Here is a 23,643-nt window from a genome sequence, read left to right as displayed (position 1 = left end):
CCGATAACTTAACTAAACTTGATCCTGTAATTCGAAGGGGCGCTTACTTATGACGAACAGCAGTGACATCCGGACTGAAATAAAAGAACACTGGGAAGGACATATTTTGCCCTTCTGGTCTGCCCTCAAAGACCATAACCACGGCGGATTCTACGGGTGGGTCGGCAATGATCTTCAGGTTGACCCTCTCGCTCCCAAAGGCGGCATCGCTACAGCACGACAGCTGTGGTCTTTTGCAGCAGCTTACCGGGTGACCGGAAATGAAGTCTGGCGCAATCACGCAGAACACGCCTATCGTTTTCTTGCGGGCCATATCCTTGATAGGGAATATGGTGGCATGTATTGGATGGTAGATGCCGAAGGGGCACCACTCGATACAAGTAAACATGTGTATACGCAATCCTTCGGGGTGTATTCACTGAGCGAGTACTACCGTGCTACTGGGGATGCATCTGCTTTGGAACTTGCAAAAACGCTTTTTGCTCTGATTGAGGATAAAGGCCTGAATGCAGAATTACCTGCATATAAGGAACAATTCGACCGCTTCTGGAATGAACAGCCGAATGAAATGCTGAGCGAGAACGGCGTGATTGCGGATTACACGATGAATACACATATCCATGTGCTGGAGGCCTACACCACCCTCTACCGAGTTTGGCCGGATCAGCAGGTGAGAGCGGCACTGGAACGCCTGCTCGGCATCTTGTACGAACGGGTGTACGACAAGAACACGAAGTTTCTCGGGGTATTTTTCAACAAGGCATGGGAATCCATCATTGATCTGAAATCCTTCGGGCATGACATTGAAGCCAGCTGGCTAATTGACGACACTTTGAGAGTGCTGGGGCTGGATCAACACCCGGAGTACTCCGCGATGGTGACGGATATTGCCTATAACATCTCCAATGTGGCCGTACAGGCCGACGGCTCTCTTATGAACGAACAAGAGGGAACTCATGTGGATGAGAAACGGATATGGTGGGTGCAGGCAGAGGCGATGGTCGGCTTCTATAACGCCTATCAGCGTACAGGCGACCCTATGTTTCTGGAGAGAGTGAACCGCTTGTGGACATATACGAAGGAACATATTATCGATCACCGTGCTGGCGGGGAGTGGTACTGGTCGGTGGACGGGGACGGCGTTCCGGATCAGAGTGAAATTGCAGGACCATGGAAATGCCCGTATCACAATAGCAGGTTTTGTATTGAACTAATCGAGAGGATGGGATAACGATGATACACCCCAAATACAAGGAGTTATTGGAGCAACAGGAGCAGCTGCTTACACGCCAAAATGAGATCGATCCTACATTCTACAACGGTGTATATGATCGGTATCGTTATCCGGTGATTACTCGCCACCATGTGCCACTCCACTGGAGATTCGATCTGGACGAAACGACTAACCCTCATTTCATGGAGCGTCTGGGCATTAACGCTACGCTTAATCCGGGGGCCATCTACTTCAATGGCAAATACGTGATGGTCATTCGAACCGAGGGATTGGACCGCAAATCGATCTTTGCTTTGGCTGAGAGCGACAACGGCATCGACGGGTTCCGCTTCACGGGCAAGCCATTAGTGTGGGAAGACATCGATGCTGATGAGACCAACCAGTATGATATGAGACTTGTTAAGCATGAAGATGGCTGGATTTACGGTATCTACTGCTCCGAACGCAAAGACCCGGAAGCTCCGGCATTTGATACGTCCAGCGCAGTGGCGCAGGCAGGTCTTGTGCGCACACGCGATCTGGTTAGCTGGGAGCGCCTGCCCAACATTACGACAAGCTCACCACAACAGCGGAATGTGGTTCTGCACCCGGAGTTTGTAGATGGCAAATATGCGTTTTACACCCGCCCACAGGACGGATTCATCTCCACCGGCAGCGGTGGCGGGATCGCCTTCGGTCTATGCGATGATATTCTGAATCCGGTCATTGCCAAAGAAACCATTATCGATGAGCGCAAATATCATACGGTATACGAAGTGAAAAACGGCCAGGGACCTGCCCCGCTTAAGACAGATCGCGGTTGGATTCACATTGCGCACGGGGTACGCAACACGGCGGCAGGTCTGCGTTATGTACTGTACACATTCGCCACGGATCTGAATGATCCGGCACGAATCATCGCCAAGCCGAGCGGGCATTTCATTGCACCTTATGACGACGAGCGCGTAGGCGATGTATCCAATGTTATTTTCTGCAACGGTGCAGTGGTCAATGAACAAGGCAAGGTCTTCATCTATTACGCATCCAGCGATACCCGCTGTCATGTGGCCACTACAACGCTTGATCAACTGGTCGATTACACCTTCAATACACCGGCCGATCCGTATCGTTCCCTGGATTGTGCCAGTCAGCGTGGTGACCTGATCCAGCGGAATGAAGAGCTCCTGCAAAAACAACTGGTTTAATGTGAAGAGCAGCCTTCGACCGCAAAGTGCAGCATGCTGAAAAATTAGCGCTAGCCTGGCCAGAATGCCTTTATTCCATGTGGGTAACGATGTATACTAATATGGATGGTTATTATGGTTAAGTAAGCGCTAATCATAATGGCTGCACATTGTACTTAAACCGGCTTGAAGGAGGCGACCAAAGCTGAAGAACAATATCACCATGCGGGATATCGCCGACAAGCTCGGAGTTAGCAGTGTGACGGTCTCGAAAGCATTAAATGACAAAGATGGCGTCAGTGGCGAATTGAAGGAAAAAATCAAAGTACTTGCCGTCCAGATGGGCTACCGGTATAATGCCGCAGCCCGCTCGATGAAGGAAGGCTTGACTCATAATATAGGCGTTATTATCCCGGAGCGTTTTACCGGTCCTACCCAATCGTTCTACGTACGTGTATTCCAGCGCATCACCAAGCATTTGGAGGACCAGGGATATTATGGTATTCTGCACATTCTGAATGGTCAGGACGAAGAAGATTTAACACTGCCCAAACTATACAGCGATAGCAAAGTGGATGGTTTCATTGTGCTTGGGCAGATCAGCAAAGAGTATATTGAACTGGTGCAATCGATGGACGTTCCCAAAATGTTTCTCGATTTCTACGATGAGCACTCGGATATCGATTCGGTCGTTACCGATAACTTTTACGCTGCGTACGAGCTGACCAACGTTCTGATCCAGCAGGGACACCGCCGGATTGCATATGTCGGGAATCTGTACTCTACAAGCAGCATTCAGGATCGATTCCTTGGATATTATAAATCCTTGCTTGAGCATCGGTTGCCGATGAATCAGGAGCTTGTGCTTAACGACCGTGATGAGCGAGGTACGTTCATTGAGATCGATCTGCCAGAGCAGCTGCCAACGGCTTTTGTATGCAACTGCGATCAGGTCGCTCATTTACTCGTTCAGAAACTGACCTCCCTGGGGATACAGGTGCCCGCACAATGCTCCGTGGTTGGGTTCGATAATGATATCTATGCGACCCTCTCCGATCCCCAATTAACTACGGTTGAAGTTGACGTGGAACAGATGGCACGCACGGCAGTTCAATCCATGCTCAAAAAGATTGATAACCCAAGTCGCAGCTTCGGCCGCGTACACGTGAAGGGCAACATCATTTATCGTGATTCCGTGAGTGCTGCACCTGCCTCTCAGGATGATGGATTGGTTTAACTAAGGAATCCTGTGACTTAAAAAGAGTGCTCCCGGCCATGGTGGCTGCAGGAGCACTCTTTGTTTATAAGCGGTGGAGCGGTTGACATCCCCCCACCGCTCAGTCACACATCACATTACCTGCTGCATTGGGTTATCTAGTAGCTCGTCTTCAGCCAGTTGTCTTTGGACCAGATTAATTTGCCTGCACCCGCTCCACTTGATCCCGTTAGTCGGGCATTCAGCGTCGCCGGATCATCCGTAGTGTAGCTGTAAGGAAGGGACGAAAATCCGTTCCAGGAGAAGCTCTTCACTGCAACCGGTACCGGGCTGAGCGGACTGCCTGAAGTATCACTACTGCCGCGGAACGAGCTTCCATCCAGCGAATACATCGTATCCGTCACCCGAATCTTGCCTGTATACGCGGCATCGGCCGGATCCGTCTGGTTATTGCGGACCGGGAACTGTACGTCCTGGATCACCGATTTCTCCACCAGCACCGCTCCGCTCTCTGTGGATATGGCCCCGTTGCTGATGATATCAAAATGATAGCCTTTGGACGAGATCGCTGAAGCCATCGCCGACGTGATTTTGGATTTGGCCGCACGCGCTCCTGTCGCATCCATCACGATATTGTAGGCATGTGCGTTCCCTCCACGCAGGCGTGGCATGCGATCCTGAATGTCCTTGTACAGGTTATGGTGCAGGGTTATGGACAGGTTGGCATTCGCTGATTCGAAGCTCGTTGAGCCGACCAAATGCCCTTTTTTCTGAGGGGACGAAATGGCAATGATATCGGCTTTGCTGAGTCCAACCGCACTGCTCCGCAGGTAGTTGTACATTGGATAGGAAGCCTTGTTCGCCTCCAATTCGTTGATCTGCTGGGTAACCCAGCTGTTCGCGCTGCCGTCATCCCCTTTGAAGAGAGACCAGGAAATAGTCACACCACTGGTTCCCTTTTTCGAATCAACAAGCCCGTCGTAGGCTTTATTGAATGTGCAGTGGTCAATCCACACGTTACTGTTCTCTTCAAGGGTGATATAATCCCAGTCGTTTTTGTCATAATCGCCCTTGGTTGCTTCATCCCATTCCCATAACTCGTCAAATTCAAGGTTACGAATGATAACATTGGAGCTGCGTTTGACGCTGATGGCTGCATGTTTGATCTTCGCCCCGTTAGCGGAGAAAATGGTCAGGCCATTGAAGCTGTCGATCGTCAGCTTGCTGACGCCCGTCTGTTTCAGTACCGGGTGAGTTAGTGCATCATTATGCTTCGCAAAAGGGGAAGTCTGGGCGGCGCTCGGAATTTCGTTCCACCCCAGATTCAGGTCGTTCATGATCTCGACGACTTTGACACCGGAGTTCTTTTTTAGCGCCGCAGCCAGATCCGCTGCATTATAGACCTTTTTATACTTGGACGTATCCGATTCGCTGATGAAACCCCCGCCCGTGTTCCCTTGGGAGAAACCTGTAAGATTGTAATCTGTGTTTCCTGCTGCCTGTACACTTGCTGGGCCAGACAGTAGGGTCAGCCCCAACGTAAGAGCCAGTGCGGCACTGCACCATGTTCGAATCTTGCTTTTCATCAAACCATTCCTCCCTGAATTATAATGATATGTTCCTCCACTGCTGCCAGCACATGTCATGAAGAACATGTCCACAATGTACATCCTGGAAGCGATTACAACAATAATCCCTATTTTAGGTTCGTGATAACCGTTGTCGGAGCTGCATGGATGCTGCATGAAGTGTACTCTAGGCAACCACCAATCGTACGCAATTAACTTCTAAAAAATATTTTTAGGGGTAAGGAAAAAGCAAAGAAACCAAAACTGCTCACAAAAAAAACAGGCCTGCAGCACGGCATGCCTGTCTTATCCTATTTTTTGATCGAGCGTGTCCAAAATCCGCCATGGAACTGCTTCGGTTCTACGGTAATAACAAATGCCTTCGGATCCAGTTCCAGAATGGTCTGGTAGAGCAATTTCTGATTTTTCCTTTTCGCCAGAATTTCCATGACCAAACGATCTCCGTCACGTCCACTGCCCACCCATGCGGTAACACCATAACCTTTATCCCTCAGAGCATTGGCTACGTTCCCGCCCATCTGATTACAGATCACTTTAACCGTAACGTAACCGAGCGCAATTTTCTCTTCGATCCAGGCACCCAGCAATACACCCAGGCCGTAGCCGACAGCATAAACGATCAGTGCGGATGGTTGAGTCAAATACTTGAGGACCAGATTCAGCCCCAGCACATAAATGACGATCTCGCCCATGCTGATGAGCGCAGCGATATATTTCTGTCCTTTGAGCGTCAGAATCATCCGCAGTGTATAGGCCGACACATAGACGATTTGGATCAAGAAGATAAACAACAATATTTTAAGCAATGGCAATCCCTCTTTCCTGGCACGCACACCGGTTGGACCCGCGCTACGAGCTTCGGTCTGTTTCCTGTACGTTTCTCCATATCTCCATCATTGGACGTTATGCGAGCTTTTTAAACCGTTAAATGCAAATCTCGGTTCTTTCCTGTCGAATGATACACTGGAATTGCCATTATAGAACCGTTTGTCCCGATTATCAACCCGGCCGAAGACCCAGGGGCGAAACCAGGTTTTTGTGAATAGAATGAAGGGTCAATAAATGGAGAGCAAATGCTCAGACGACAAGATGGGTACAAGGTGACATAAGGGGGAAGGGCCATGCAGCTATGGCAGGAGATGGAGCGTGAAGGCCTGGAAGAACTCACATTTTGTCATGATCCGCAAAGTGGGCTAAAGGCTGTCATTGCCATCCACAGCACCGTGCTCGGGCCGGCGCTGGGAGGATGCCGCTACTGGGCGTATGCTTCGGAGGAAGAGGCCATACGCGATGCGATCAAGCTGGCCAAAGGCATGACCTACAAGAATGCCGTTTCCAATCTGCCGTATGGCGGCGGAAAAGCCGTGGTCTGGGAGCTGCCGGCGGCAGAGCAAGTATCGGGAGTGGAGCCATCAGACAATAACAGCTTGAACCCGAGTGTCTCACAACGTGCGCATATCTTCCGCTCGCTGGGCCGCTTCCTGGAACGGCTGAATGGACGCTATGTTACAGGCCTTGATCTGGGGACTACGGCAGCGGACATGGACCAGATCCGATTGGAGACTACCTATGTGACCGATACGACCGGATCACTGGGGGCACAAAATGACTTCACCGCCGAGATGACTGCCTACGGGGTGTATACAGGCATTGTGACCTCGCTGCAGCATCAGGGGGTCACTTCTCTTCAGGGCATTCCCGTTGCCGTCCAGGGACTGGGCAAGGTTGGGCATGCCCTGTGCCGCCACCTGCATGCAGCAGGGGCACGGCTCATGGTGGCAGACGTTGTACCGGAACGTGTACAACGTGCCCTTGTGCAGTTCAGCGGCGCTACCCCGGCCGATCCGGCCCATATTCACGCCGCTGACTGCAAGGTGTTCGCCCCCTGTGCACTGGGGGGCGTGTTGACCCCGGCAACGGTGGAGGAGCTTCGCTGCTCCATTGTTGCCGGGGCGGCGAACAACCAGCTCAGCGAGCGGGAGCCGGTTGTTCGCCGCATGCAGGCGCGGGGCATTCTGTACGCGCCTGACTATGTGCTTAACGCAGGCGGCATCATCAGCACCGCCTACGAGCTGGAGGGTGAAGGGCCGGACCAGATCCGCCAGCGGGTGGCGGAAATCGCGGATACACTCACCCAGGTCTACCAACTAGCTGCAGCATCGAGCATCTCCACTGCTGATGCAGCAGACCGGATGGCTGAGGCCCGACTTGCTCAGCCATGAATTCCCCATCCTCTTCCTTTAGCGAATGATCTTCAAAGGCAAAAGGCCAACCTGTTCAGATGAACGGGTTGGCCTTCATTCTTATGGTGTACTATCGTGAATTGTTCTGTTCCTTGCCTGCTCCCCATTCACTTGAAACCTGAACATTCACCCGCTTGACCCGGTATAACATGCTCCAGAGCAGCACATTAGCCACGATCAGAACTCCACCGAAGATCCAGATGCCTCCTGGCAGCGTACGAAAGAAAACATGGATCCCCCATAGCAAGGCAATCACCGGAAAAGCCGCGAATACAAACCAGCCATCACTCTGCTGGGCAATACTAAAGGATAGAGAGAACGGCGGCTTGCGCAATAACAGCTTGCTTGTTAACGGAATCAGCGCCGTACCCACCAGCAGGATCACAGCCAGATCAGGCAGAATCCGCAGCCCGAATGTCCAGGCAAATACAATGGCATTCAGCAGAAAAACAGGCAAGAACATATTGCACATAAATGCCTTCAGTGCACCCTTATAGAGCACATTTTCATTCGCAATCGGTGCAGCCCGAAAGGTCCAGAATGCCTTGTATTGGCCCGAATACTTCAGCATGATGATTACCGAAACCACGAGAATCAGCATGATGTACAGGGTATAAAAGAACGAGCTCTCTCTAAGTTCCGCCCACGTGGATGACTGCAGCTGGGTGAACCAGAAGACGTAAGGCAAAACAAAGGATAATCCAATGGATGGATATACCTTCAGCTTGAATTCCCGTTCACTTCGCATCATGCTTGCTGACAACCGGAAGCAGGCCTGCTCCTCCCCGGAACGGCAGAATACCCTGGCAAGTGTACGATCCCACAACCCTTTTCTTCGCCCCGAGGTCGATCCGGAATGGGCCATTTTCTCCAAATACAGTTCAAAGGATGGCATCAGCTTCACATAGATAACCAAACTGATCAATGGAACAACAACAGTCAGGGCGCTGAAGGTATACATCCATACATCCCCGCCACCACCGAACAGCCATTCATATACAGCTGCATACCACACGGGAGGAAGTAAGAGCTGCCACCAGGCAGGCGTGAAGACCATGTCAAAATCAATGATACTGAATGACCGTGCAACCAGCTGATATCCAACAGCGATGCCAACGGATAACAAAATCTGTACCATGTTGATCATGTCTTTCAGCTTCTCTCCATCCAGAAACTTCATCATGAACAAGTAAACTAGAGATGTAGTGACCAGAATGAACATATTGATTAGAATGAGTTCCGCGATGAATAACAGGAAGAATCCGATGCCATGTGTGATTAAGCCCGCAACCAGCGGTACGGCCGTCAGGGAACCTGTCAGCAGCAGCAAATAAACTCCGGCATGAATGGCCCGGGCCATGCCAACCGTACGGCCGTTCACCGGCTTGGTCATAATAATATTCCGATCCCGGATATCCAGCAGCACAGATGAAAAGTCCGAGATCATGGATGTCATGATGATAAACATCAGCACAGCGGTGACCAGACCCATCTGGAGCATATAATGACCCGTATCCCAGACGACAAATGGCACCAGAAGCAAACCCATCAATCCGTACAACCAGAGGGATCGAAGGTACAAGTTCCCTTCCTTCTGCTCCTTATTACCGCTGCGCGCCGACAATACAGTCGGTACCCTGCGCTGATCCATTTGAAATTTCACCCGCAAAATGAGCCGCAGCACATCATAATCCGCCCCTGTCTTGGTAATGATATGGCGAAAATGATCCAGGATCTTCAGCGTACGGAATTCGGAGGATTCCGCCATATCAATACACCTCCTGCACAATCGATACAAAGCGTTCAGCAATCGCCTTATGCTCATTAAAGCCCGTCAATTGGTTAAACACCTCTTCAAGCGTGCCTTCCATGGACTGCTGCTGCAGCTGCCTGAATGTCCCGTCTGCCATCACTCTTCCTTCCGCAATCAGGATGATCCGGCTGCTGATCTTCTCGACCACGTCCATGATGTGCGAGGAATAGAAGATGGTTGTCCCTTTGGCCGACAGCTGCGACAAAATCTCCTTGACCACCATTACGCTGTTGGCGTCGAGTCCACTGAGCGGTTCATCCAAAAACAACAGATCCGGATCATGCAGCAATGCTGAGATGAGCAGCACCTTCTGGCGCATCCCCTTCGAGAACGAAGCAATGCGGGAATGATAGGATTTCTCGAGTCCGAAGCACTCCATCAGCTGCTTAGCCTTGTAATCAGCATCCGCATAAGACAAGCCATACAGTTCCCCAATGAACGTCAGGTATTCCGCTGGCGTCAGTTGTTCATACAGCTCTGCAATTTCAGGTACATAACCGATTCTGCGTTTATATTCCGTATCACCATCTGCGATATCCTTGCCAAAGATGCAGACCTTGCCCACATATCCTTCAACCAGTCCCAGCAGGATTTTGACCGTGGTGCTTTTGCCGGCTCCATTCGGACCGATGTACCCAATCATCTCTCCCCGCTTCACCTCAAGATCAATTCCGTTCAGGACATAACGTCCGTTATAACGCATCCGCAAGCCTTCAATGGAAAGTACTTGTTCTTCGTTCACTTCGTTATCCAGCTCCTGTCTCTATCAATTTCTATAATTCTACTAGTTTACCACAGTTTAGGATGTTGTGATCCGGAATGAACATTATAATCAACAACAGACCTCTAAGATTATGATGAAAAGGCAGCAAAAAGGACGCTTCATATGAAGCGTCCTTTACCATGAGCATGCAGCTTTCTAGAGGTGTTCTCTTAAGGTGTATGAGCATGCTAACTTGTATTTATTTTAATCGGTGTCTTAACGGTCCTTCATTAATCCTCGTCGTCAAAATCCTGGTCAAAGGACAGCACTTTACCTGTATTGGCATCCACATCAACATCCGCTTCACCATCCGCAGTTCTGATCTCGATCTCATAGACATAACGTCCGTCATCATGGTCGAGCTCAATTTCGGTTACTTTTCCACCTGTCACCTGTTTCAGAGCAATCGCAGAGGCTTGGGCTTCGGTCAGTTTAACCTGTTTTGCAGCAGACTGATTGGAAGAAGTACTTGTGGCAGAACCATTGTAATTATAATCATCATTGTCGTCATAGTCTTCATCATCCACAACCGCCAGAATCTTGCCTGTGTAGGCATCCAAACGTACCACAACGTCATTGCTTCCTTTGCGGTCGATTTCGACCTCGTAGAACGTTTGGCCGTTTCTGCGCTCCAGATCGATGTCGTCCACTTTACCCTCAGCCGCTTTTAATGCCGCTGCTTTGGCTTGCGGTCCAGTCAGCAATTTGCCATTGCTGCTCTGATCCTGTGTGACCGACTGCGAAGTCGATGATGGCGAGGTTTGTACCGACTGTCCGTTTACACTGCTGCTCGCCGCTACCGCCGACCCTCCAAGAAGTACCGCTGCCGAAATACTGCCAATCCATAGTTTGTGTTTGTTCATCATCATGAATCATCTCCTCGTTGTTATTCTCGTTCTCGTCTACAGTTATAGAATAACCTGTGCGTATGAGAGATCAGCGAGAGTCAGATTAGAATTTGATGAGAAAATGAGACGAACATTCACAGCATTATTGCATCTCTACTGTTGAGGCTTTACTTAATCTTCTTCGTCTTCATCCCAGGTCACGGACCGGATCGCTCCGGATATAGCGTTCACCTGCACGATAGCTTCCCTGCCGTCCTCCAGATCAATCTCAACCAGGTAATAGGGATTCCCACTATTCGTTCCACGGAGCTCCGTGTCATCCACTTCCCCGGGAACTCTGGCAAGTGCCTTTTTCTCAGCTTCCTTCTCACTAAGAAACTGCGGAGTATCATTCTCTTTTCCCGGTTCCGAAGCTGGAGCATCCAGCGTCTGGGAAGATTGCTTCTCCCCGTTATATGGATCAACCGTCCACTGCTCCCGGCGATTATCCTTCATTTTCAATACGGCCTGATAAACCGGACTTCCCTGCTGTTCCACCAGTTCCAGGGATACCAGCTGCTCATCGGTTTGCTTCCGCAACTCCGTCTTGATCTGCTCCCGGCTGAGCAGTGTTTTTTCTTCAGCCTGAGGATTGGATTCCAGCCGCTTAATGGCATTGACAGTAGCGGTTGCCGCATCCAGCTGTACATCATATAGCCCTGTTTCGGATCGAAGCTGCATGATATACGTACCGTCCTTCAACGTGGAATTCACAATTTCTCCAGGGTATTGTTCCAATACGGCCTGAGCGGCTGCATCCGCACTCAGCATCACACGGCTGGATTGCCATGGCTGCCACCAGCCTACGATTGCGACAAGCAGCACAGCCACAATACCTGCCCCCCACCATATCGGTCGCTTTGACCTTCCGCTCGTCTTCTGCTGTTCCCGTTTCATTTCCGGTGGTACTTGTGACTTTTCCAATCTGCCTCCCCCTTTCACACGTGCATCTGCTCCCGTGGCACTCTTGGCATCAGTATACAAGAGAAGAATGAGAATTTCATGAGAACAGGGTCGTCTGAACGGATACTGGCAAAATAATCGAAGCCTCGGTGCCTACGCCTTCGGCACTCTTCAGTTCGACACGTGCCCCTATAGCCCCTGCGATGTCCTTCGCGAGAGACAATCCCAAGCCTGATCCACTTGCTCCGCCGCTGCGGGTTCTTGCCGGGTCCACACGGTAGAAGCGGTCAAATACTTTGGTTAGCTCTTCCTCCCGCATTCCAATCCCCGTATCAACGATGCATATCCGGCATTCCTGTCCTCTGGATTCCAGTCTGACTTCAATGGCATCCTCGCTATACTTGCGGGCATTGTCCAGCAGAATAAACAACATCTGCTTCAGCTTACTTTCATCACTGATCACCCAGATACTGCCCGGATTATCACAATAAACTTCCCGGTGATAGGCTTCCCGGAAGGCTCGAGTAGATTCCTGAGCCAAACGTGTGATATCAAGCCTTTCCAGCTGTATGTTCCATTGCTCTGGCTGCTTGGCCAGCAAAAGCATCTGTTCGGTCATCTCCCTCATGCGAACAGATTCGGATAGTATGGCTTCAACAGCCTCATCGAACACCTCAGGTCGCTCCTTGCCCCGTCGCTGCAGCAGACTGGCATAACTCTCAATAATCGTCAGCGGCGTTTTAAGCTCATGGGAGGCATCCGATACGAAACGCTCCTGCCGCTCGAAGTTGGATTCCAGCAAATCCATCATGCGGTTAAACGTCTGCCCCATGGTACTCAGTTCATCCTTCGATTGGGCAGCGAGTGGAAGCCGCTTAAACTGGCCGCTTGACTGGATATCACTCATAGTACGGGTCATCTGCTGAATCGGCCTTGTCATCCGGTTCGCCAAAATTCGGCTGGAGATAATCGCAGGGATCAATGCGATAATCGTTACAACGACCAGAACCGTACGCAGCACGGACAGGCCATTCTCGGTATCTGCAACACTTTCAGTGACTTGTATATTCACCACTTCACCATCAGGCCAGATTACCGGCACAGACACCCAGACATACTCCAGCTGTCCAACCCGGGTATACTCTGATTTCTTTTGACTCTCGTACTTATACGGCAGCTTGCTCAGCATCTCGTTCAATTGGGGCTCTGTCGCTGTCGTTACCGGATCGGAACTGGTACCATCCTCATTGACAATGCGGAGCATTCCTTCCACCGGCGCATAGGCACGCAGCAGATCGTCCGGTGGAATGGATTCGGCAGAATCGCGCACTCCTGTTACGATCGAGCCGGCCTCAGCTTCGACACGCTTGATCTCATTAGACATTGAAATTCGTTCAAAAACGATATACACTGACAGGTTTACAGCGATGAGCAGTACCGCAAACAAAACCGAGGAGTATCCATAAATTTTGCTCCGCAGACTCATGATTGCTCCTTCAGAACGTATCCAACACCACGAACGGTATGTATTAAGGGTGGAGTGAACCCGTTATCTACCTTTTTGCGCACATAACGGATATACACATCCACCACATTGGTATCTCCATAATAATCGTAACCCCAGACTGCCTGCACAATCTGATCACGACTCAATACCTGACGCTGATTCTGCAGCAGATACACAAGAAGATCGAACTCACGTGGAGTAAGCTCGATAGGTATTCCATCCCGGGATACCTCCCTTGTACCCTCATTCAACTTCAACCCAGCGGCAGTAAGCCAGCCTGTTTCTTCTTCAGTCATATGGCTTGTTGTGTCTTGTTTGGCATGTCGTATTACCCCCGATGAAGAAGCGGCTGCGGCACTCAGCCGGAGTGCTGCCCGTACTCTGGCAAGCAGTTCTTCGATTCGGAAGGGTTTAGTAATGTAATCATTGGCACCGAGATCAAGTCCCGACACCTTGTCCTCGACTGAATCCTTCGCAGTTAGCATCAGGATGGGCACCAAGGCATCTTTGGCACGGATTCGCCGCAGCACCTCAATTCCGCTCAGGCCTGGAAGCATAATATCCAACAGAATCAGATCCCACTGACCGCCATGATACATTTCCAGCCCTTCCGTACCGCTCCCTGCCTTCCCCACCTGATATCCCTCATACTGTAATTCAAGTTCAAGCAGGCGTGCAATTTTGGGCTCATCTTCAATCACCAGCACGGCTTCATTCATACCGAGTCCCCCTCGTTCCATTCTCCCGATATCTTACAATAGAACTCTACAGTTTGCCCAATGCATCCTCCACGAGGTCGTCCCCGGCAATTAGGTCAAATGCCATTCGATATGTCTTCTCTTCCTGCAGGGATGCCGCGATAACCCGGGCCACATCCTCACGTGATATACTTCCTGGTTTCAAGTCTGTTCCTACGGCGATTTTGCCTGTTCCTGGTTCGTTTTTCAAGCCACCAGGGCGAATAATCGTATAATTCAGCTCGCTTGCAAACAGCGCGCGATCGGCATAATGCTTCGCCACATAGTATGGTTTAATGGCATCTGACCATTTCTCCCGCTGATCTGCGCCAAAAGCACTGACCAGAATGTATCTGGAAATTCCCTGCTGCAGCGCGGCCTCCATGGTTTTTACAGCCCCGTCGAGATCAATTAGGAGTGTCTTGTCTGCACCTGTAGAACCACCGGACCCTGCCGTGAATACGACGGCATCATGATCCTTCATTGCTTCAGCCAGATCATTCACGCTACCCTCCAGATCACCCATGACTACATTTGCACCCAGCTGTTTCAATGCATCTGCCTGTTCCGGTTTGCGAATCATTGCCGTCACCTGATGCTTGCCTTCCTGGGCGAGCTGTTCCACAAGCATCTTGCCGATTTGTCCGTTTGCACCAATAACCAATACATTCATATGTCATGCTCCTCTCGGTTAAACGGGTAACCCCGTGTAGCTTTATCCTTCTCTGGACTTGTCTTTAATTTAAACGAAAGCCGGCGCTTCTAAGCGCCGGCTGCTGTGATCCCATCCGTTTAGCGCATTGTCAGCGCATAAATCATGCTTCCATATACATCTTAATATACCATACACCCTGTACTGTCTATACCTAACGTATCCATCCAGTTCTACAGCCCTTTTAACCTCACCTGCTCCTTAGCGTTTAACCCTGGCTGAAGCAACGCAAAAAGGGTGCCCCTAGGGGCACCCTTATATGGATGGCTACTAAATTAGTAAGCCAGTGCGAACAATCCGTGGATGTGAGACAGGTAACGGATGTTACTTGCTTCTTTCATCATGGTTGCTGGCAGACCTTTCAGACGAGTCTGGTTGCCACCGATCATGCCGACAGCATCCTTACGACCCAGACTTCCCAGTGTACCGGAGAATACTGGTGTGAAGGATTCCATTGCACCACCTTTGAACATTACGCCCAGGTTGTGACCAATGGTTTCACCCATTTGCCAAGCCAGTTGTGCAGTTGGAGGATATGGACGAGCGCCTTCGCTAGGGAAGACCACTGCGCTGTCACCAGCAACGAACACATCTTTGTGGGATGTGGATTGCAGAACTTCCGTAACTTTAGCACGGCCGCGATCCACTTCAATTCCACTGTTAGCAACTACCGCATTACCTTGTACGCCACCTGTCCATACGAGTGTGTTCGTAGGGATCGAGCTGCCGTCTTTCAGCAATACTTCGTTTTCTTTCATCTCTGTGATCGCTACGCCAACGATGAAGTTAACGCCACGTTTCTCGAGACTCGATTTTGCACGGTCAACCAGTTCTGGCGGGAATCCTGCAAGAATGGATGGACCTGCTTCAACGGTATACAGGGAGATATCATTGAAATCGATACCTTTTTCTTGGCATACGCCTGGCAGCAGGTCAGCGAATTCGCCGACAAGCTCGATACCAGTCAAACCGCCGCCACCAATAACAAACGTTGCGTCTGCTTTGTTGCCGGATTGTTTGTAAGCATCCAGACGTGCTTCAACGTGCGCACGAATGCGGTTAGCATCGCTAACGGATTTCAGCGTGAAGCTGTACTCCTGCAATCCCGGAATTCCGAAGAATGCCGTTTCGCTACCCAGGGCAACGACGAGTGCATCATAGGAGTAAGTAGAGCCGCTGGTCATCAGAACTTTTTTCTCGTCCGGCTTGATTGTGTCCACCGTATCGATTTTCAAGTTCACGTTTTTACCACGCAGCAATTTTTCAAGCGGAAGAGCAACTGCCTTTTCAGCAATGCTTCCTGCTGCAAGACGGTGCAGTTCCGTAATAATTTGGTGCGTAGGGTAACGGTTAACGACTGTAATTGTCGCTTCTTCCGGTGTCAGGTATTGACGCGCAGTCAGCGCAGTCAAAAGACCACCGTAACCTCCGCCCAAGATCAAAATTTGCTTCGACATATCCATCCTCCGTTCTTCTAATCTTAACGTTGCTGTTGTTGACGCTCGTTCAGAATGCTCAGGAATGATTGAGCAAAACGCAGCGTTTGTTGTACGTTTGGATCTTTAAGCATTTTGAGCATAGCGAACAGACCAACCGAAGTTTGCTCTGCTTGCGCACGATCACTTGCTTCGATTGCAGCGGAAGCTACACCTTTAGCTTTGTCTACAACTGGTTTAGCGAATTCACCCATTGCGCTCATTGTGTCGCTGATCAGAACTTTGTCTGTAGCTACGCTTTGTGCAAAGTCATAAGCTTTGGTCATGGCAGTAACCATTTCAGCCAGTTTAGGCAGGTTTTCAACCAGAACGGTCAGAGACTCCTGTACCTCAGGCTTCATCAGTTGATCGAGCACGTCCAAGGACTGGCGCTCGGAAACGTTGGCACCTTCTGTAACTGGCACCTCTTGTTGAGTAGGCGATTGTGACATAAGAGAAAGTCCTCCTTTACTTTGGGATAGAAGTCCGCGACTTTCATGATGCCTGTCAAGCAGAGCCGAACCACGAATACAAGGGATACATTGAAATGTACCAAATTTCACACAATAGAAAGAGCGAAGCCCAAGGGCCGCTCTCGGATCATGTATTGTATTGGGTCTATTGCGGACAACATGTGTTGACGCAAAACGACAAGCAGGCCGAAACCGAACTCTATACCCTTATATTACACCTCTTACACATGAACATGAAAAAGAAATTTTTTACACTTGTGAAGATATTGTGAACATTGTAACAAATCCGATTTTTTTGTCAAGCTTCGCGGTCGGGATGTAACCGCTTATCGTTCTGTTCCAGATCTGCATTCCTACCACATGTGGTATTAAGACAAGATCACATACGTCCATATGTGCGAAAAAGTACATATAGAGGATTTTTTCATTCTTATTTTTAGGAAGTGTTTTCCAAAATCATAAATTCCATGCAACGAATTTGGTCACTATCGTTATTATGCAGCTTGTCATGCTGGCTTATTCCCTATTCGCTCAATTCTTCCCGATGAGAATCTTGACCTTAATCCAGGCCCTTACGAAAGCTTCTTCTGACAAACAAAGTTTAAAATTACAGGAACCCGGTTAATAAGGACTACACCAGAAATGAAGGAGATGTTCGATATGAGTAATTCAACTAGCGATAAAATCAAAGCAGGCGTGAATAAAGCAAAAGGCGAAGTGAAGGATCAGATCGGTAACGCAACAAACAACAGATCCCTTCAGGCTGAGGGTAAAAAGGACAAGGCGAAAGGCGCGGTTCAAGATAAAATTGCCGATGTAAAAGATCGCCACTAGGATTTGATCTCATATGCTTCGCACGATCAAGTCGTGCACTATATACGTCATGATCTCGGCCCGTAGACATGCAGCATAAACATGTCTGTACCTACGGGGCAGAAAAAAGCCAAGGAAGGTGCTATTCCAATCACCCTTCCCTGGCTTTTTTTGATTGTAATACGTTGTCAAATCGCTGGGGCCACATATCTTGCCATATCCACGATAAACTCATGACTTCCTCTCGATGTTTGATACTGTCTGCTGAATTGTCGCACCCAATCCGAATGCTCCTGATACCAGCGGTATGTCTTTTCCAGCCCCTGTTCCAATGTAATCTGCGGTTTCCAGCCCAGTTCTTCTCTTAACTTGCCCGAATAAACGACCAAACTGGAGCCTCTGGACTGGGTCGGTTCCTGATCCCGAATCTCGACATCTCCTGTGGAGCGCTGCAGTGATTGCAGCAGCTTTCCAATCTCCTGCATCGTTGTGCCTTGTCCTGTCGAGATGTTATACGTATGCCGATCTTGTCCATGCAGCATAATCTGTTCAATGGCTTTCATTGCATCATCGATATACAGAAAATCACGTACAGCTGATCCTTGAATATCCAGCCGCAAGCCATCCATCATCCGGCCAAAATTGCGGGGAATGATTCGATCAGGCAGCTGCCATGGCCCATATAGGTTGGTTAGGCGGAAGATTTTGACGGGGAGGTTATAACATTGGGCATAGGAATGAGCCAGCGTCTCGCAGGCTACTTTGGATGCCGAATAGGGTGATACTGGAGCATATACGTCTGATTCGGAGTACACTCTGCCAAACTCGCCTCCATAGACCTCTACCGAGGAGGCCAGTACAACTGGAATACGATGATCGGCTGCATATTGCAAAATGGCCTGTGTGCTTAATGTGTTGTTACGAAACACTTCTCCTGGGTGGTGGTAGGAATAATCCACATGCGGCATGGCTGCTAGGTGAATAATATAATCGGTTCCCTGTGGCAAGCTGAAGCGGTCTGAAGCGAGGTCACAACAAGTGAAGGTCATCTCATGCAGCGGGGAGCTGTGAACAAGTCTCTGACAATAGTCATCCCGGTCGATCAGGGTAATGCGGTGGCCCTTTTGCGCCAAATAATGAGAAAGATTGAATCCCACAAATCCGGAAGCCCCTGTTATGACAATGTTCACCAAACCATTCCTCCTTGGATTTTACTCAGGCAGGCTCTTGAGGCGAGCGTATGTATTGAGTATAACCTTAAATTGATACGTTTTGTATCATTTTCCATTCATTTTTATTTTTCTTTCCGCAGAGCAGACAGCTAATGAGGGTAATAAACAGTGAGGTGATGATAATGAATGAATCCAGAGAGAATATAGAGACATTTTACTTCCAAGACGATGGCGTGATTCCCAACAATCCAAACTTGCCAGTACTGTTGTATAAGGGGGTATGGGCAAAAGACCCGTCCCGAGCAGAGGCGCTGTTGAACAGAAATCATTGGGGAAACAGCTGGATTAATGGTGTGTTTGACTATCATCATTTTCATAGCAATGCCCATGAAGCACTAGCCGTGGTTAGCGGTTTCGTTCAGCTGATTGTGGGCGGGGAAAAGGGCCAACGAGTTTATCTGCAAACGGGAGATATTGTTGTGCTTCCTGCAGGAACAGGACATAAACGTCTGGAAGCCAGCTCTGATTTTCGTATAGCAGGTGCTTACCCTGGTGGCACAAGCTACAATACCCGTACAGGTGATCCGGGAGAACGTCCTGAAGTGCTCCGGGAGATTCAGGGTGTGCCCATCCCTGATACAGATCCAGTCTACGGGAACGAGGGACCCTTGTTGGAATTATGGAATAAAGGCAAATAAGAGGGTGCCTGGATATGAGTGAACCAAACAGAAAAACAGACTGTTAACGAGAAAAATCAGTTCCTCGATAACAGTCTGTTTAGCTTATGCGCGTAACCGGATGCCGTAGAACCGTGTTGCAAGCGGCTGATCAGGAAGAAATGGTATTCCCTGAAGAGGAATTGGATTCGTTCCGTTTCTCCTCGGACGATGAACGGGTGAAGTGTCTCTCCAGCTTCCGACTGGCCCACAATGATACAGCGATAAACAGCAATACACCAATCCATCTTACAGGATGTTCCAGGAATTGGGCCACATTGGAGCCAATGTAGGTCACGCAGAATATCATGATGCCTTTACCAAACCCTACGGCGAGCAGGAAAGACATGAGTCTCATTCGGGCAATACCTGCCGCCAAATTAATGATGACAAACGGTCCGACCGGAAAGATGCTCAGCAAAAATACATAACTGAAGGCATTCCGCCGAATCCATACCATGCTCCGCTGAACACGCGGTTTGCTGGACCATCGTTCCACGAAGGCAGATTTCCCAATCTCCCGGACCAGCAAGAAGGTCAGGGTACAACCCAGCACCATCCCAATCCACGAGTACAAAAATCCCGCCCATAGTCCGTACACTGCCCCATTAACCCCTACGATCAGCAGGGTCGGCAGCGGTGGCACAAAGGACTTCATAAAGGTAAGCAGTATACCCGGAAGCGGCCCCAGGGAACGAAACTGCTCCAGCCAATAACGAATATTCTCTTCCGTAATATAGGACATGATGTCCAGAGGTACCGGGGTCATGTGCATCCTTCCAATCTATTCAGTCTCCATCCGTTTACACCGCAATTCCTGTGCTCGAATGATCTGGGTACAGTTCATCTTCTTCTCACAGTATAACGTACGAATCCACACCAAACCGTTGTTAATTTGAAGAAATATTCACAGATGAGACCAACATAACAAAAAGCACACCCTGACCTGTACAACAAGTCTTGGTGTGCTTCGCTATATTGGCATCCCTCCCCCTAACAGGAGAAGAAATAAACATATTCTATTCCAGCTGCGCTTCCTGCATCTGCAGTTCATTCAGTTCCTCCTGATGAGCGGCATTCCATTCAGGTATGCCGGACCGCATGAACTCGTCTGCATCCATTGCAGCTTTGGACTGGTTGCACAGGTTGCAGGCACATACACAGTTTAGCGGAGTCGTATGACCACCTTTGGCCCGAGGCAGAAGATGATCGATCGTATCACCATATGATCCACAGAAGTAGCAGGTATATTGATCCCGGGTCATGATGTACCGTTTGAAATCCTTGTTGCTGAATAATCGGCGAATGGTGTACCGGTTAACAACAACTGCGGCTTTTTCCTTGACCAGCGTGACCGCAAGCTCCATGTCAATCTCCTGATGCCAGCGGCGGCCTTTATCCGTCTTGCCACGCATGCGGACCATGCCCTGCCTGTTCGTACGGAGCGATGACGGATCTTCCGGATCAATGGCTGCCGGAACCGCCGGAGTCTGACGGCGCGGCCGGCCATCTGCGCCCGCACTTCGGCTGCGGGCATGATGGGAATGGGGACGGTGTCCGGAAGTCGTTGCCCGGGCACCGTCTTCACTGGCGGCCTTATGCGCACGTTCTTTGCGCATTGGCCGCGCCCTGCTCCCTTGCGGACCCTGTGGCCGCATGGGAGCAGATTCGGCTGTCCCGGCCGCAGCAGAAGCTGCCTGGCCCGGGTCCAGCCCTGAAGCGGCAGGCTGTGCATCTGCCGCCAAAGGCCCGTCGACCGTGGCCGCAGCGCCACGGTCGCTCGCTGGCACCTCGGACTTGACCGCAATGCGGTCCGGTCCAGTGCCAGCGCCGGGCGGCGCCGAGCGTTTGCGGCGCCGCTTGCGCTTGCGCCCCGCTGCGGTCTGCTGACCCGCAGCTGCTGTTCCCGCTGCCGGATCCTGCGGATCTTCCGGCAGCGAAGCCTCGCTGGCCGCCCCAGCTGCCTGCGCGGCGGCCTGTTCAGCACGCACATTGGATACGGTGCGTCCACCAACCTTCGGATCACGATCTTCCTGGCCTGCGGCGCCTGATTCCGTGATCCGTTCAGACTGCTCAAGGACTGGCTGTACCTGCTGCGGTTTGGACTTTCGTCTCCGTCTCCTTTTCTTCCGATCACCTGATGGCTCCGAGGAGGATGAAGATAGAGGCTCAGCTTTGCTGTGCTGTTTCACAGAACCCTCATCCGCTGTCTCTTGAATCACCCGTTGATTGGCCTCAGTACTTGATTCATTTGTAATCTTCTCTTGTCTATGCATCCGCATGTGCAAACTCTGACCCTGCTGCACCGGGATGTCGCTAACGTCAGCCTGTCCACTGCGCTGACGACAACGACGACAGGCCCCTCGTCTGGCACCGGGCCCCGCCCTCTTTCCGGTTCTGCGCCGAAATTCAGACAACGGACGCTGTTGCCCGCAATGCATGCATACCTTGGTCTGTTGCGCTTCATGTTCCGTCATGTTCTGCCGGAAAGGGGCTGAGCCCGTCTCCATGTTGTCACCTCGGTTCCGTATGAATCCGGTTTCTTTCTATTGTATCACATCTGCTCGCGGACACACTCATACCCCTGTGTCTGTGCCGGATAGCCATCTGTGCCGTACTCTGTTGTCTGTCCATTGCATTCATGAAGAATGTGCTCTACATATTCCAATATATCTTGCATCGGTTTCCCGCATTGTTCACATGTTTTCATTCATCTCACCTTGATCCTGTTCTGTAAGTCTCTGCATTTTTGATTTGTGTTCCGCCTTCTCATTACCCCTGGCAGCTCCAAAAGAAACATTCGTTCCCACATGATGCTCATTGATCGCATGAAAAAACCGTTCCCCGCTCAACCCTAAGGTCGACCAAGAAACGGCTTATTATTCCTATAATGGCAACTAAATATTAACGAACATCGAGCTGGCCCGAATTGGATTGCGGGATCACCCGTGGTTTTGGTTTCGGCAGATTGCCGAAGATGACCCAGGCAAACGGAACGAACCTCGCAGTCAGCCCCACTACAATCCATGAAGCCAACAGCGCTACGGCAAAGCCTCCGGCATACCATAGGTGAACCAGCCAGGAGACCCCGGTTTGCGGCGGAAATTCCCGATACAACAGCAGGAAAAATGGATGGATCAGATAAATTCCGAAGGACAGCGCACCAAGTCGATTAAGCGGCTTGGCAATCAATGCAGGCCCCTTGCGATACAACAGGTATGCAATCTGAATCAGTACGAGCGCGCAAGCAAAGGTATGCAAATTCCAGAAAAACTCATACCACAGTGTGTTATACGTGGCAATCTTCATACGAAGCAGGTAATAAATATATACATGTCCGAGTCCGGCAGCAATCCAGACTGCCCACAGCAGAATCCATGATGCTACGCGGCCTTTGGTCGCATTTTCACGGCTGATGACAAACCATTGCTTGATCTTTGGAAAATAGACCCCGATGAACGCTCCCAGCATGAAATAGGAGAAGTATGAGAAGGCCCAGCTTCCCTTGTTCGGCACCTGGAAGCCGTATTTGTTACTTACGATAAATGCCCACTGGATCAGCAGGCCAATCGGTACAGACCACTTTACCACCGTAGGATACTTCTTCAGCAGCCACAGAACAAGCGGGAATAACAGATAGAATTGCATGTTGATGAATACAAAGTACAGATGCGTATACGCCTTACCCGTGAACAGTTTGGTAATGAAGCTGATGGCAGATTCACCAAACGGACGGCCTTGATAATGGGTGAAATGCAGAATAACAAAATAAAACAGGGAAAACAGGAAATACGGCAGCAGAATGTAAACGAATCTCTTTTTATAAAAATTGCTGACCAGTTTCTTGTCCAAGGGACGGGAATAATAATTATAGAACAACACGAAGCTGCTCATGAAAATAAAAGTTGGCGTACCATATTTCATGAAGATATTAATAAAGTTGTACAGCCAGTAGTAGCCCGAACCCGTCATGTCCACTGTCGCATAAGAAGTGGAATGCACACACAGCACGCCGATAATCGCCATGGCACGTACCAGGTTCAGCTCCGGTATTCGCTCTCTTTTCAATGTCTCACTCATGTTTAGCGTTTCTCCTTAATGTGTTCGTCAATATGTCAGATATGACTTAGTACGATAAGCTCACTATCTATTAAAAGGCATAATGCTTAAGATGGGTAGTCCATTTTCTTAACAATTCCTAAATTTTCAGTGGATTTCACACTATTT

Annotated in this window: 21 protein-coding genes and 1 pseudogene; 6 read left to right on the top strand and 16 right to left on the bottom strand. The window is 49.9% G+C overall.

From position 1 onward, the window contains the following. Positions 1–49 precede the first annotated feature (49 nt). The 3 genes from AC3WQ3_RS01235 to AC3WQ3_RS01225 all read left to right on the top strand — a co-directional run bounded on the left by AC3WQ3_RS01235 (position 50) and on the right by AC3WQ3_RS01225 (position 3,634). Positions 50–1,231, top strand: a complete 1,182-nt coding sequence (locus tag AC3WQ3_RS01235; protein WP_492471212.1) for an AGE family epimerase/isomerase — start codon at positions 50–52, stop codon at positions 1,229–1,231. Between the two features lie 2 nt (positions 1,232–1,233). After that, on the top strand, positions 1,234–2,418 hold the full coding sequence (locus AC3WQ3_RS01230) for a glycoside hydrolase family 130 protein (RefSeq protein ID WP_154894564.1): 1,185 nt from the start codon (positions 1,234–1,236) through the stop codon (positions 2,416–2,418). A gap of 202 nt (positions 2,419–2,620) precedes the next feature. Beyond that, entirely contained in the window at positions 2,621–3,634 is a 1,014-nt protein-coding gene (locus tag AC3WQ3_RS01225; protein ID WP_154894562.1) for a substrate-binding domain-containing protein, read from the top strand. A gap of 137 nt (positions 3,635–3,771) precedes the next feature. On the opposite strand, the gene AC3WQ3_RS01220 is transcribed toward AC3WQ3_RS01225, so the two are convergent. Both AC3WQ3_RS01220 and AC3WQ3_RS01215 read right to left on the bottom strand, forming a co-directional pair. Continuing rightward, positions 3,772–5,199 (bottom strand): pectate lyase family protein, encoded by a 1,428-nt coding sequence (locus tag AC3WQ3_RS01220; protein WP_492471211.1) that lies wholly within the window; start codon positions 5,197–5,199, stop codon positions 3,772–3,774. A gap of 293 nt (positions 5,200–5,492) precedes the next feature. Further along, the gene (locus AC3WQ3_RS01215; protein ID WP_154894559.1) at positions 5,493–6,008 is read right to left on the bottom strand and encodes a DUF5698 domain-containing protein; all 516 of its coding nucleotides are present in this window, start codon (positions 6,006–6,008) and stop codon (positions 5,493–5,495) included. Positions 6,009–6,323: 315 nt separating this feature from the next. On the opposite strand from AC3WQ3_RS01215, the gene AC3WQ3_RS01210 reads away from it, so the two are divergent. Further along, positions 6,324–7,424 carry a Leu/Phe/Val dehydrogenase gene (locus AC3WQ3_RS01210; RefSeq protein WP_492471210.1) on the top strand — a complete coding sequence of 367 codons (1,101 nt, stop codon included), beginning with the start codon at positions 6,324–6,326 and terminating at the stop codon, positions 7,422–7,424. 91 nt (positions 7,425–7,515) lie between these two features. Here the strand turns inward: AC3WQ3_RS01210 and AC3WQ3_RS01205 are convergent, their stop codons facing one another. From AC3WQ3_RS01205 to AC3WQ3_RS01165, 9 genes are all read right to left on the bottom strand, one after another. Further along, entirely contained in the window at positions 7,516–9,213 is a 1,698-nt protein-coding gene (locus AC3WQ3_RS01205) for a hypothetical protein (RefSeq protein ID WP_492471209.1), read from the bottom strand. A 1-nt stretch (position 9,214) separates the two neighbouring features. Further along, positions 9,215–10,000 (bottom strand): ABC transporter ATP-binding protein, encoded by a 786-nt coding sequence (locus AC3WQ3_RS01200; protein WP_492471208.1) that lies wholly within the window; start codon positions 9,998–10,000, stop codon positions 9,215–9,217. A 251-nt stretch (positions 10,001–10,251) separates the two neighbouring features. Further along, positions 10,252–10,884, bottom strand: coding sequence for a PepSY domain-containing protein (locus AC3WQ3_RS01195; protein ID WP_492471207.1), 633 nt, complete (start codon positions 10,882–10,884; stop codon positions 10,252–10,254). A 156-nt stretch (positions 10,885–11,040) separates the two neighbouring features. Then, the gene (locus AC3WQ3_RS01190) at positions 11,041–11,832 is read right to left on the bottom strand and encodes a PepSY domain-containing protein (protein ID WP_492471206.1); all 792 of its coding nucleotides are present in this window, start codon (positions 11,830–11,832) and stop codon (positions 11,041–11,043) included. Between the two features lie 76 nt (positions 11,833–11,908). Further along, positions 11,909–13,297, bottom strand: a complete 1,389-nt coding sequence (locus tag AC3WQ3_RS01185) for a sensor histidine kinase (protein ID WP_492471205.1) — start codon at positions 13,295–13,297, stop codon at positions 11,909–11,911. Then, entirely contained in the window at positions 13,294–14,037 is a 744-nt protein-coding gene (locus AC3WQ3_RS01180) for a response regulator transcription factor (protein WP_492471204.1), read from the bottom strand. The genes AC3WQ3_RS01185 and AC3WQ3_RS01180 overlap by 4 nt, the downstream gene beginning before the upstream one ends. A 46-nt stretch (positions 14,038–14,083) precedes the next feature. Beyond that, on the bottom strand, positions 14,084–14,728 hold the full coding sequence (locus tag AC3WQ3_RS01175) for an SDR family oxidoreductase (RefSeq protein WP_183523217.1): 645 nt from the start codon (positions 14,726–14,728) through the stop codon (positions 14,084–14,086). A gap of 314 nt (positions 14,729–15,042) precedes the next feature. After that, complete coding sequence (locus tag AC3WQ3_RS01170) at positions 15,043–16,224, bottom strand: NAD(P)/FAD-dependent oxidoreductase (protein WP_127537452.1); 1,182 nt, start codon at positions 16,222–16,224, stop codon at positions 15,043–15,045. 23 nt (positions 16,225–16,247) lie between these two features. Beyond that, a complete protein-coding gene (locus AC3WQ3_RS01165; protein WP_095290826.1) occupies positions 16,248–16,694 on the bottom strand; it encodes a DUF1641 domain-containing protein in 447 nt (148 codons plus the stop codon). Between the two features lie 681 nt (positions 16,695–17,375). Here AC3WQ3_RS01165 and AC3WQ3_RS01160 point away from each other — a divergent pair. Next, positions 17,376–17,549 carry a CsbD family protein gene (locus AC3WQ3_RS01160; protein WP_082704104.1) on the top strand — a complete coding sequence of 58 codons (174 nt, stop codon included), beginning with the start codon at positions 17,376–17,378 and terminating at the stop codon, positions 17,547–17,549. 167 nt (positions 17,550–17,716) lie between these two features. Here AC3WQ3_RS01160 and AC3WQ3_RS01155 read toward each other — a convergent pair whose 3' ends face one another. Next, positions 17,717–18,718, bottom strand: coding sequence for an NAD-dependent epimerase/dehydratase family protein (locus AC3WQ3_RS01155; RefSeq protein WP_492471203.1), 1,002 nt, complete (start codon positions 18,716–18,718; stop codon positions 17,717–17,719). Positions 18,719–18,882: 164 nt separating this feature from the next. Between AC3WQ3_RS01155 and AC3WQ3_RS01150 the strand changes: the two genes are divergently transcribed. After that, entirely contained in the window at positions 18,883–19,398 is a 516-nt protein-coding gene (locus tag AC3WQ3_RS01150; protein WP_492471202.1) for a cupin domain-containing protein, read from the top strand. A 130-nt stretch (positions 19,399–19,528) separates the two neighbouring features. On the opposite strand, the gene AC3WQ3_RS01145 is transcribed toward AC3WQ3_RS01150, so the two are convergent. The 4 genes and pseudogenes from AC3WQ3_RS01145 to AC3WQ3_RS01130 form a co-directional block, all read right to left on the bottom strand. After that, entirely contained in the window at positions 19,529–20,185 is a 657-nt protein-coding gene (locus AC3WQ3_RS01145; RefSeq protein WP_492471201.1) for a TVP38/TMEM64 family protein, read from the bottom strand. Between the two features lie 250 nt (positions 20,186–20,435). Further along, positions 20,436–20,873 (bottom strand): annotated as a pseudogene (locus AC3WQ3_RS01140) (HNH endonuclease); the annotation flags it as partial. Between the two features lie 1,097 nt (positions 20,874–21,970). Next, positions 21,971–22,096 (bottom strand): hypothetical protein, encoded by a 126-nt coding sequence (locus tag AC3WQ3_RS01135; protein WP_492471200.1) that lies wholly within the window; start codon positions 22,094–22,096, stop codon positions 21,971–21,973. A 224-nt stretch (positions 22,097–22,320) separates the two neighbouring features. Next, the gene (locus tag AC3WQ3_RS01130) at positions 22,321–23,496 is read right to left on the bottom strand and encodes an acyltransferase (protein WP_492471199.1); all 1,176 of its coding nucleotides are present in this window, start codon (positions 23,494–23,496) and stop codon (positions 22,321–22,323) included. Positions 23,497–23,643: the final 147 nt, after the last annotated feature.

This window comes from Paenibacillus sp. FW104-T2, from assembly GCF_058789975.1.
The sequence above is the reverse complement of the archived record's forward strand: the minus strand, read 5'-3'. Positions and strand labels throughout refer to the sequence as shown.

Coding starts and splice junctions, on each gene's coding strand:
- AC3WQ3_RS01135 (WP_492471200.1), bottom strand. CDS start 22,096: ATGCAAGATATATTGGAATATGTAGAGCACATTCTTCATGAATGCAAT.
- AC3WQ3_RS01225 (WP_154894562.1), top strand. CDS start 2,621: ATGCGGGATATCGCCGACAAGCTCGGAGTTAGCAGTGTGACGGTCTCG.
- AC3WQ3_RS01235 (WP_492471212.1), top strand. CDS start 50: ATGACGAACAGCAGTGACATCCGGACTGAAATAAAAGAACACTGGGAA.
- AC3WQ3_RS01165 (WP_095290826.1), bottom strand. CDS start 16,694: ATGTCACAATCGCCTACTCAACAAGAGGTGCCAGTTACAGAAGGTGCC.
- AC3WQ3_RS01195 (WP_492471207.1), bottom strand. CDS start 10,884: ATGAACAAACACAAACTATGGATTGGCAGTATTTCGGCAGCGGTACTT.
- AC3WQ3_RS01185 (WP_492471205.1), bottom strand. CDS start 13,297: ATGAGTCTGCGGAGCAAAATTTATGGATACTCCTCGGTTTTGTTTGCG.
- AC3WQ3_RS01145 (WP_492471201.1), bottom strand. CDS start 20,185: ATGACCCCGGTACCTCTGGACATCATGTCCTATATTACGGAAGAGAAT.
- AC3WQ3_RS01150 (WP_492471202.1), top strand. CDS start 18,883: ATGAATGAATCCAGAGAGAATATAGAGACATTTTACTTCCAAGACGAT.
- AC3WQ3_RS01170 (WP_127537452.1), bottom strand. CDS start 16,224: ATGTCGAAGCAAATTTTGATCTTGGGCGGAGGTTACGGTGGTCTTTTG.
- AC3WQ3_RS01160 (WP_082704104.1), top strand. CDS start 17,376: ATGAGTAATTCAACTAGCGATAAAATCAAAGCAGGCGTGAATAAAGCA.
- AC3WQ3_RS01130 (WP_492471199.1), bottom strand. CDS start 23,496: ATGAGTGAGACATTGAAAAGAGAGCGAATACCGGAGCTGAACCTGGTA.
- AC3WQ3_RS01220 (WP_492471211.1), bottom strand. CDS start 5,199: ATGAAAAGCAAGATTCGAACATGGTGCAGTGCCGCACTGGCTCTTACG.
- AC3WQ3_RS01230 (WP_154894564.1), top strand. CDS start 1,234: ATGATACACCCCAAATACAAGGAGTTATTGGAGCAACAGGAGCAGCTG.
- AC3WQ3_RS01180 (WP_492471204.1), bottom strand. CDS start 14,037: ATGAATGAAGCCGTGCTGGTGATTGAAGATGAGCCCAAAATTGCACGC.
- AC3WQ3_RS01205 (WP_492471209.1), bottom strand. CDS start 9,213: ATGGCGGAATCCTCCGAATTCCGTACGCTGAAGATCCTGGATCATTTT.
- AC3WQ3_RS01210 (WP_492471210.1), top strand. CDS start 6,324: ATGCAGCTATGGCAGGAGATGGAGCGTGAAGGCCTGGAAGAACTCACA.
- AC3WQ3_RS01175 (WP_183523217.1), bottom strand. CDS start 14,728: ATGAATGTATTGGTTATTGGTGCAAACGGACAAATCGGCAAGATGCTT.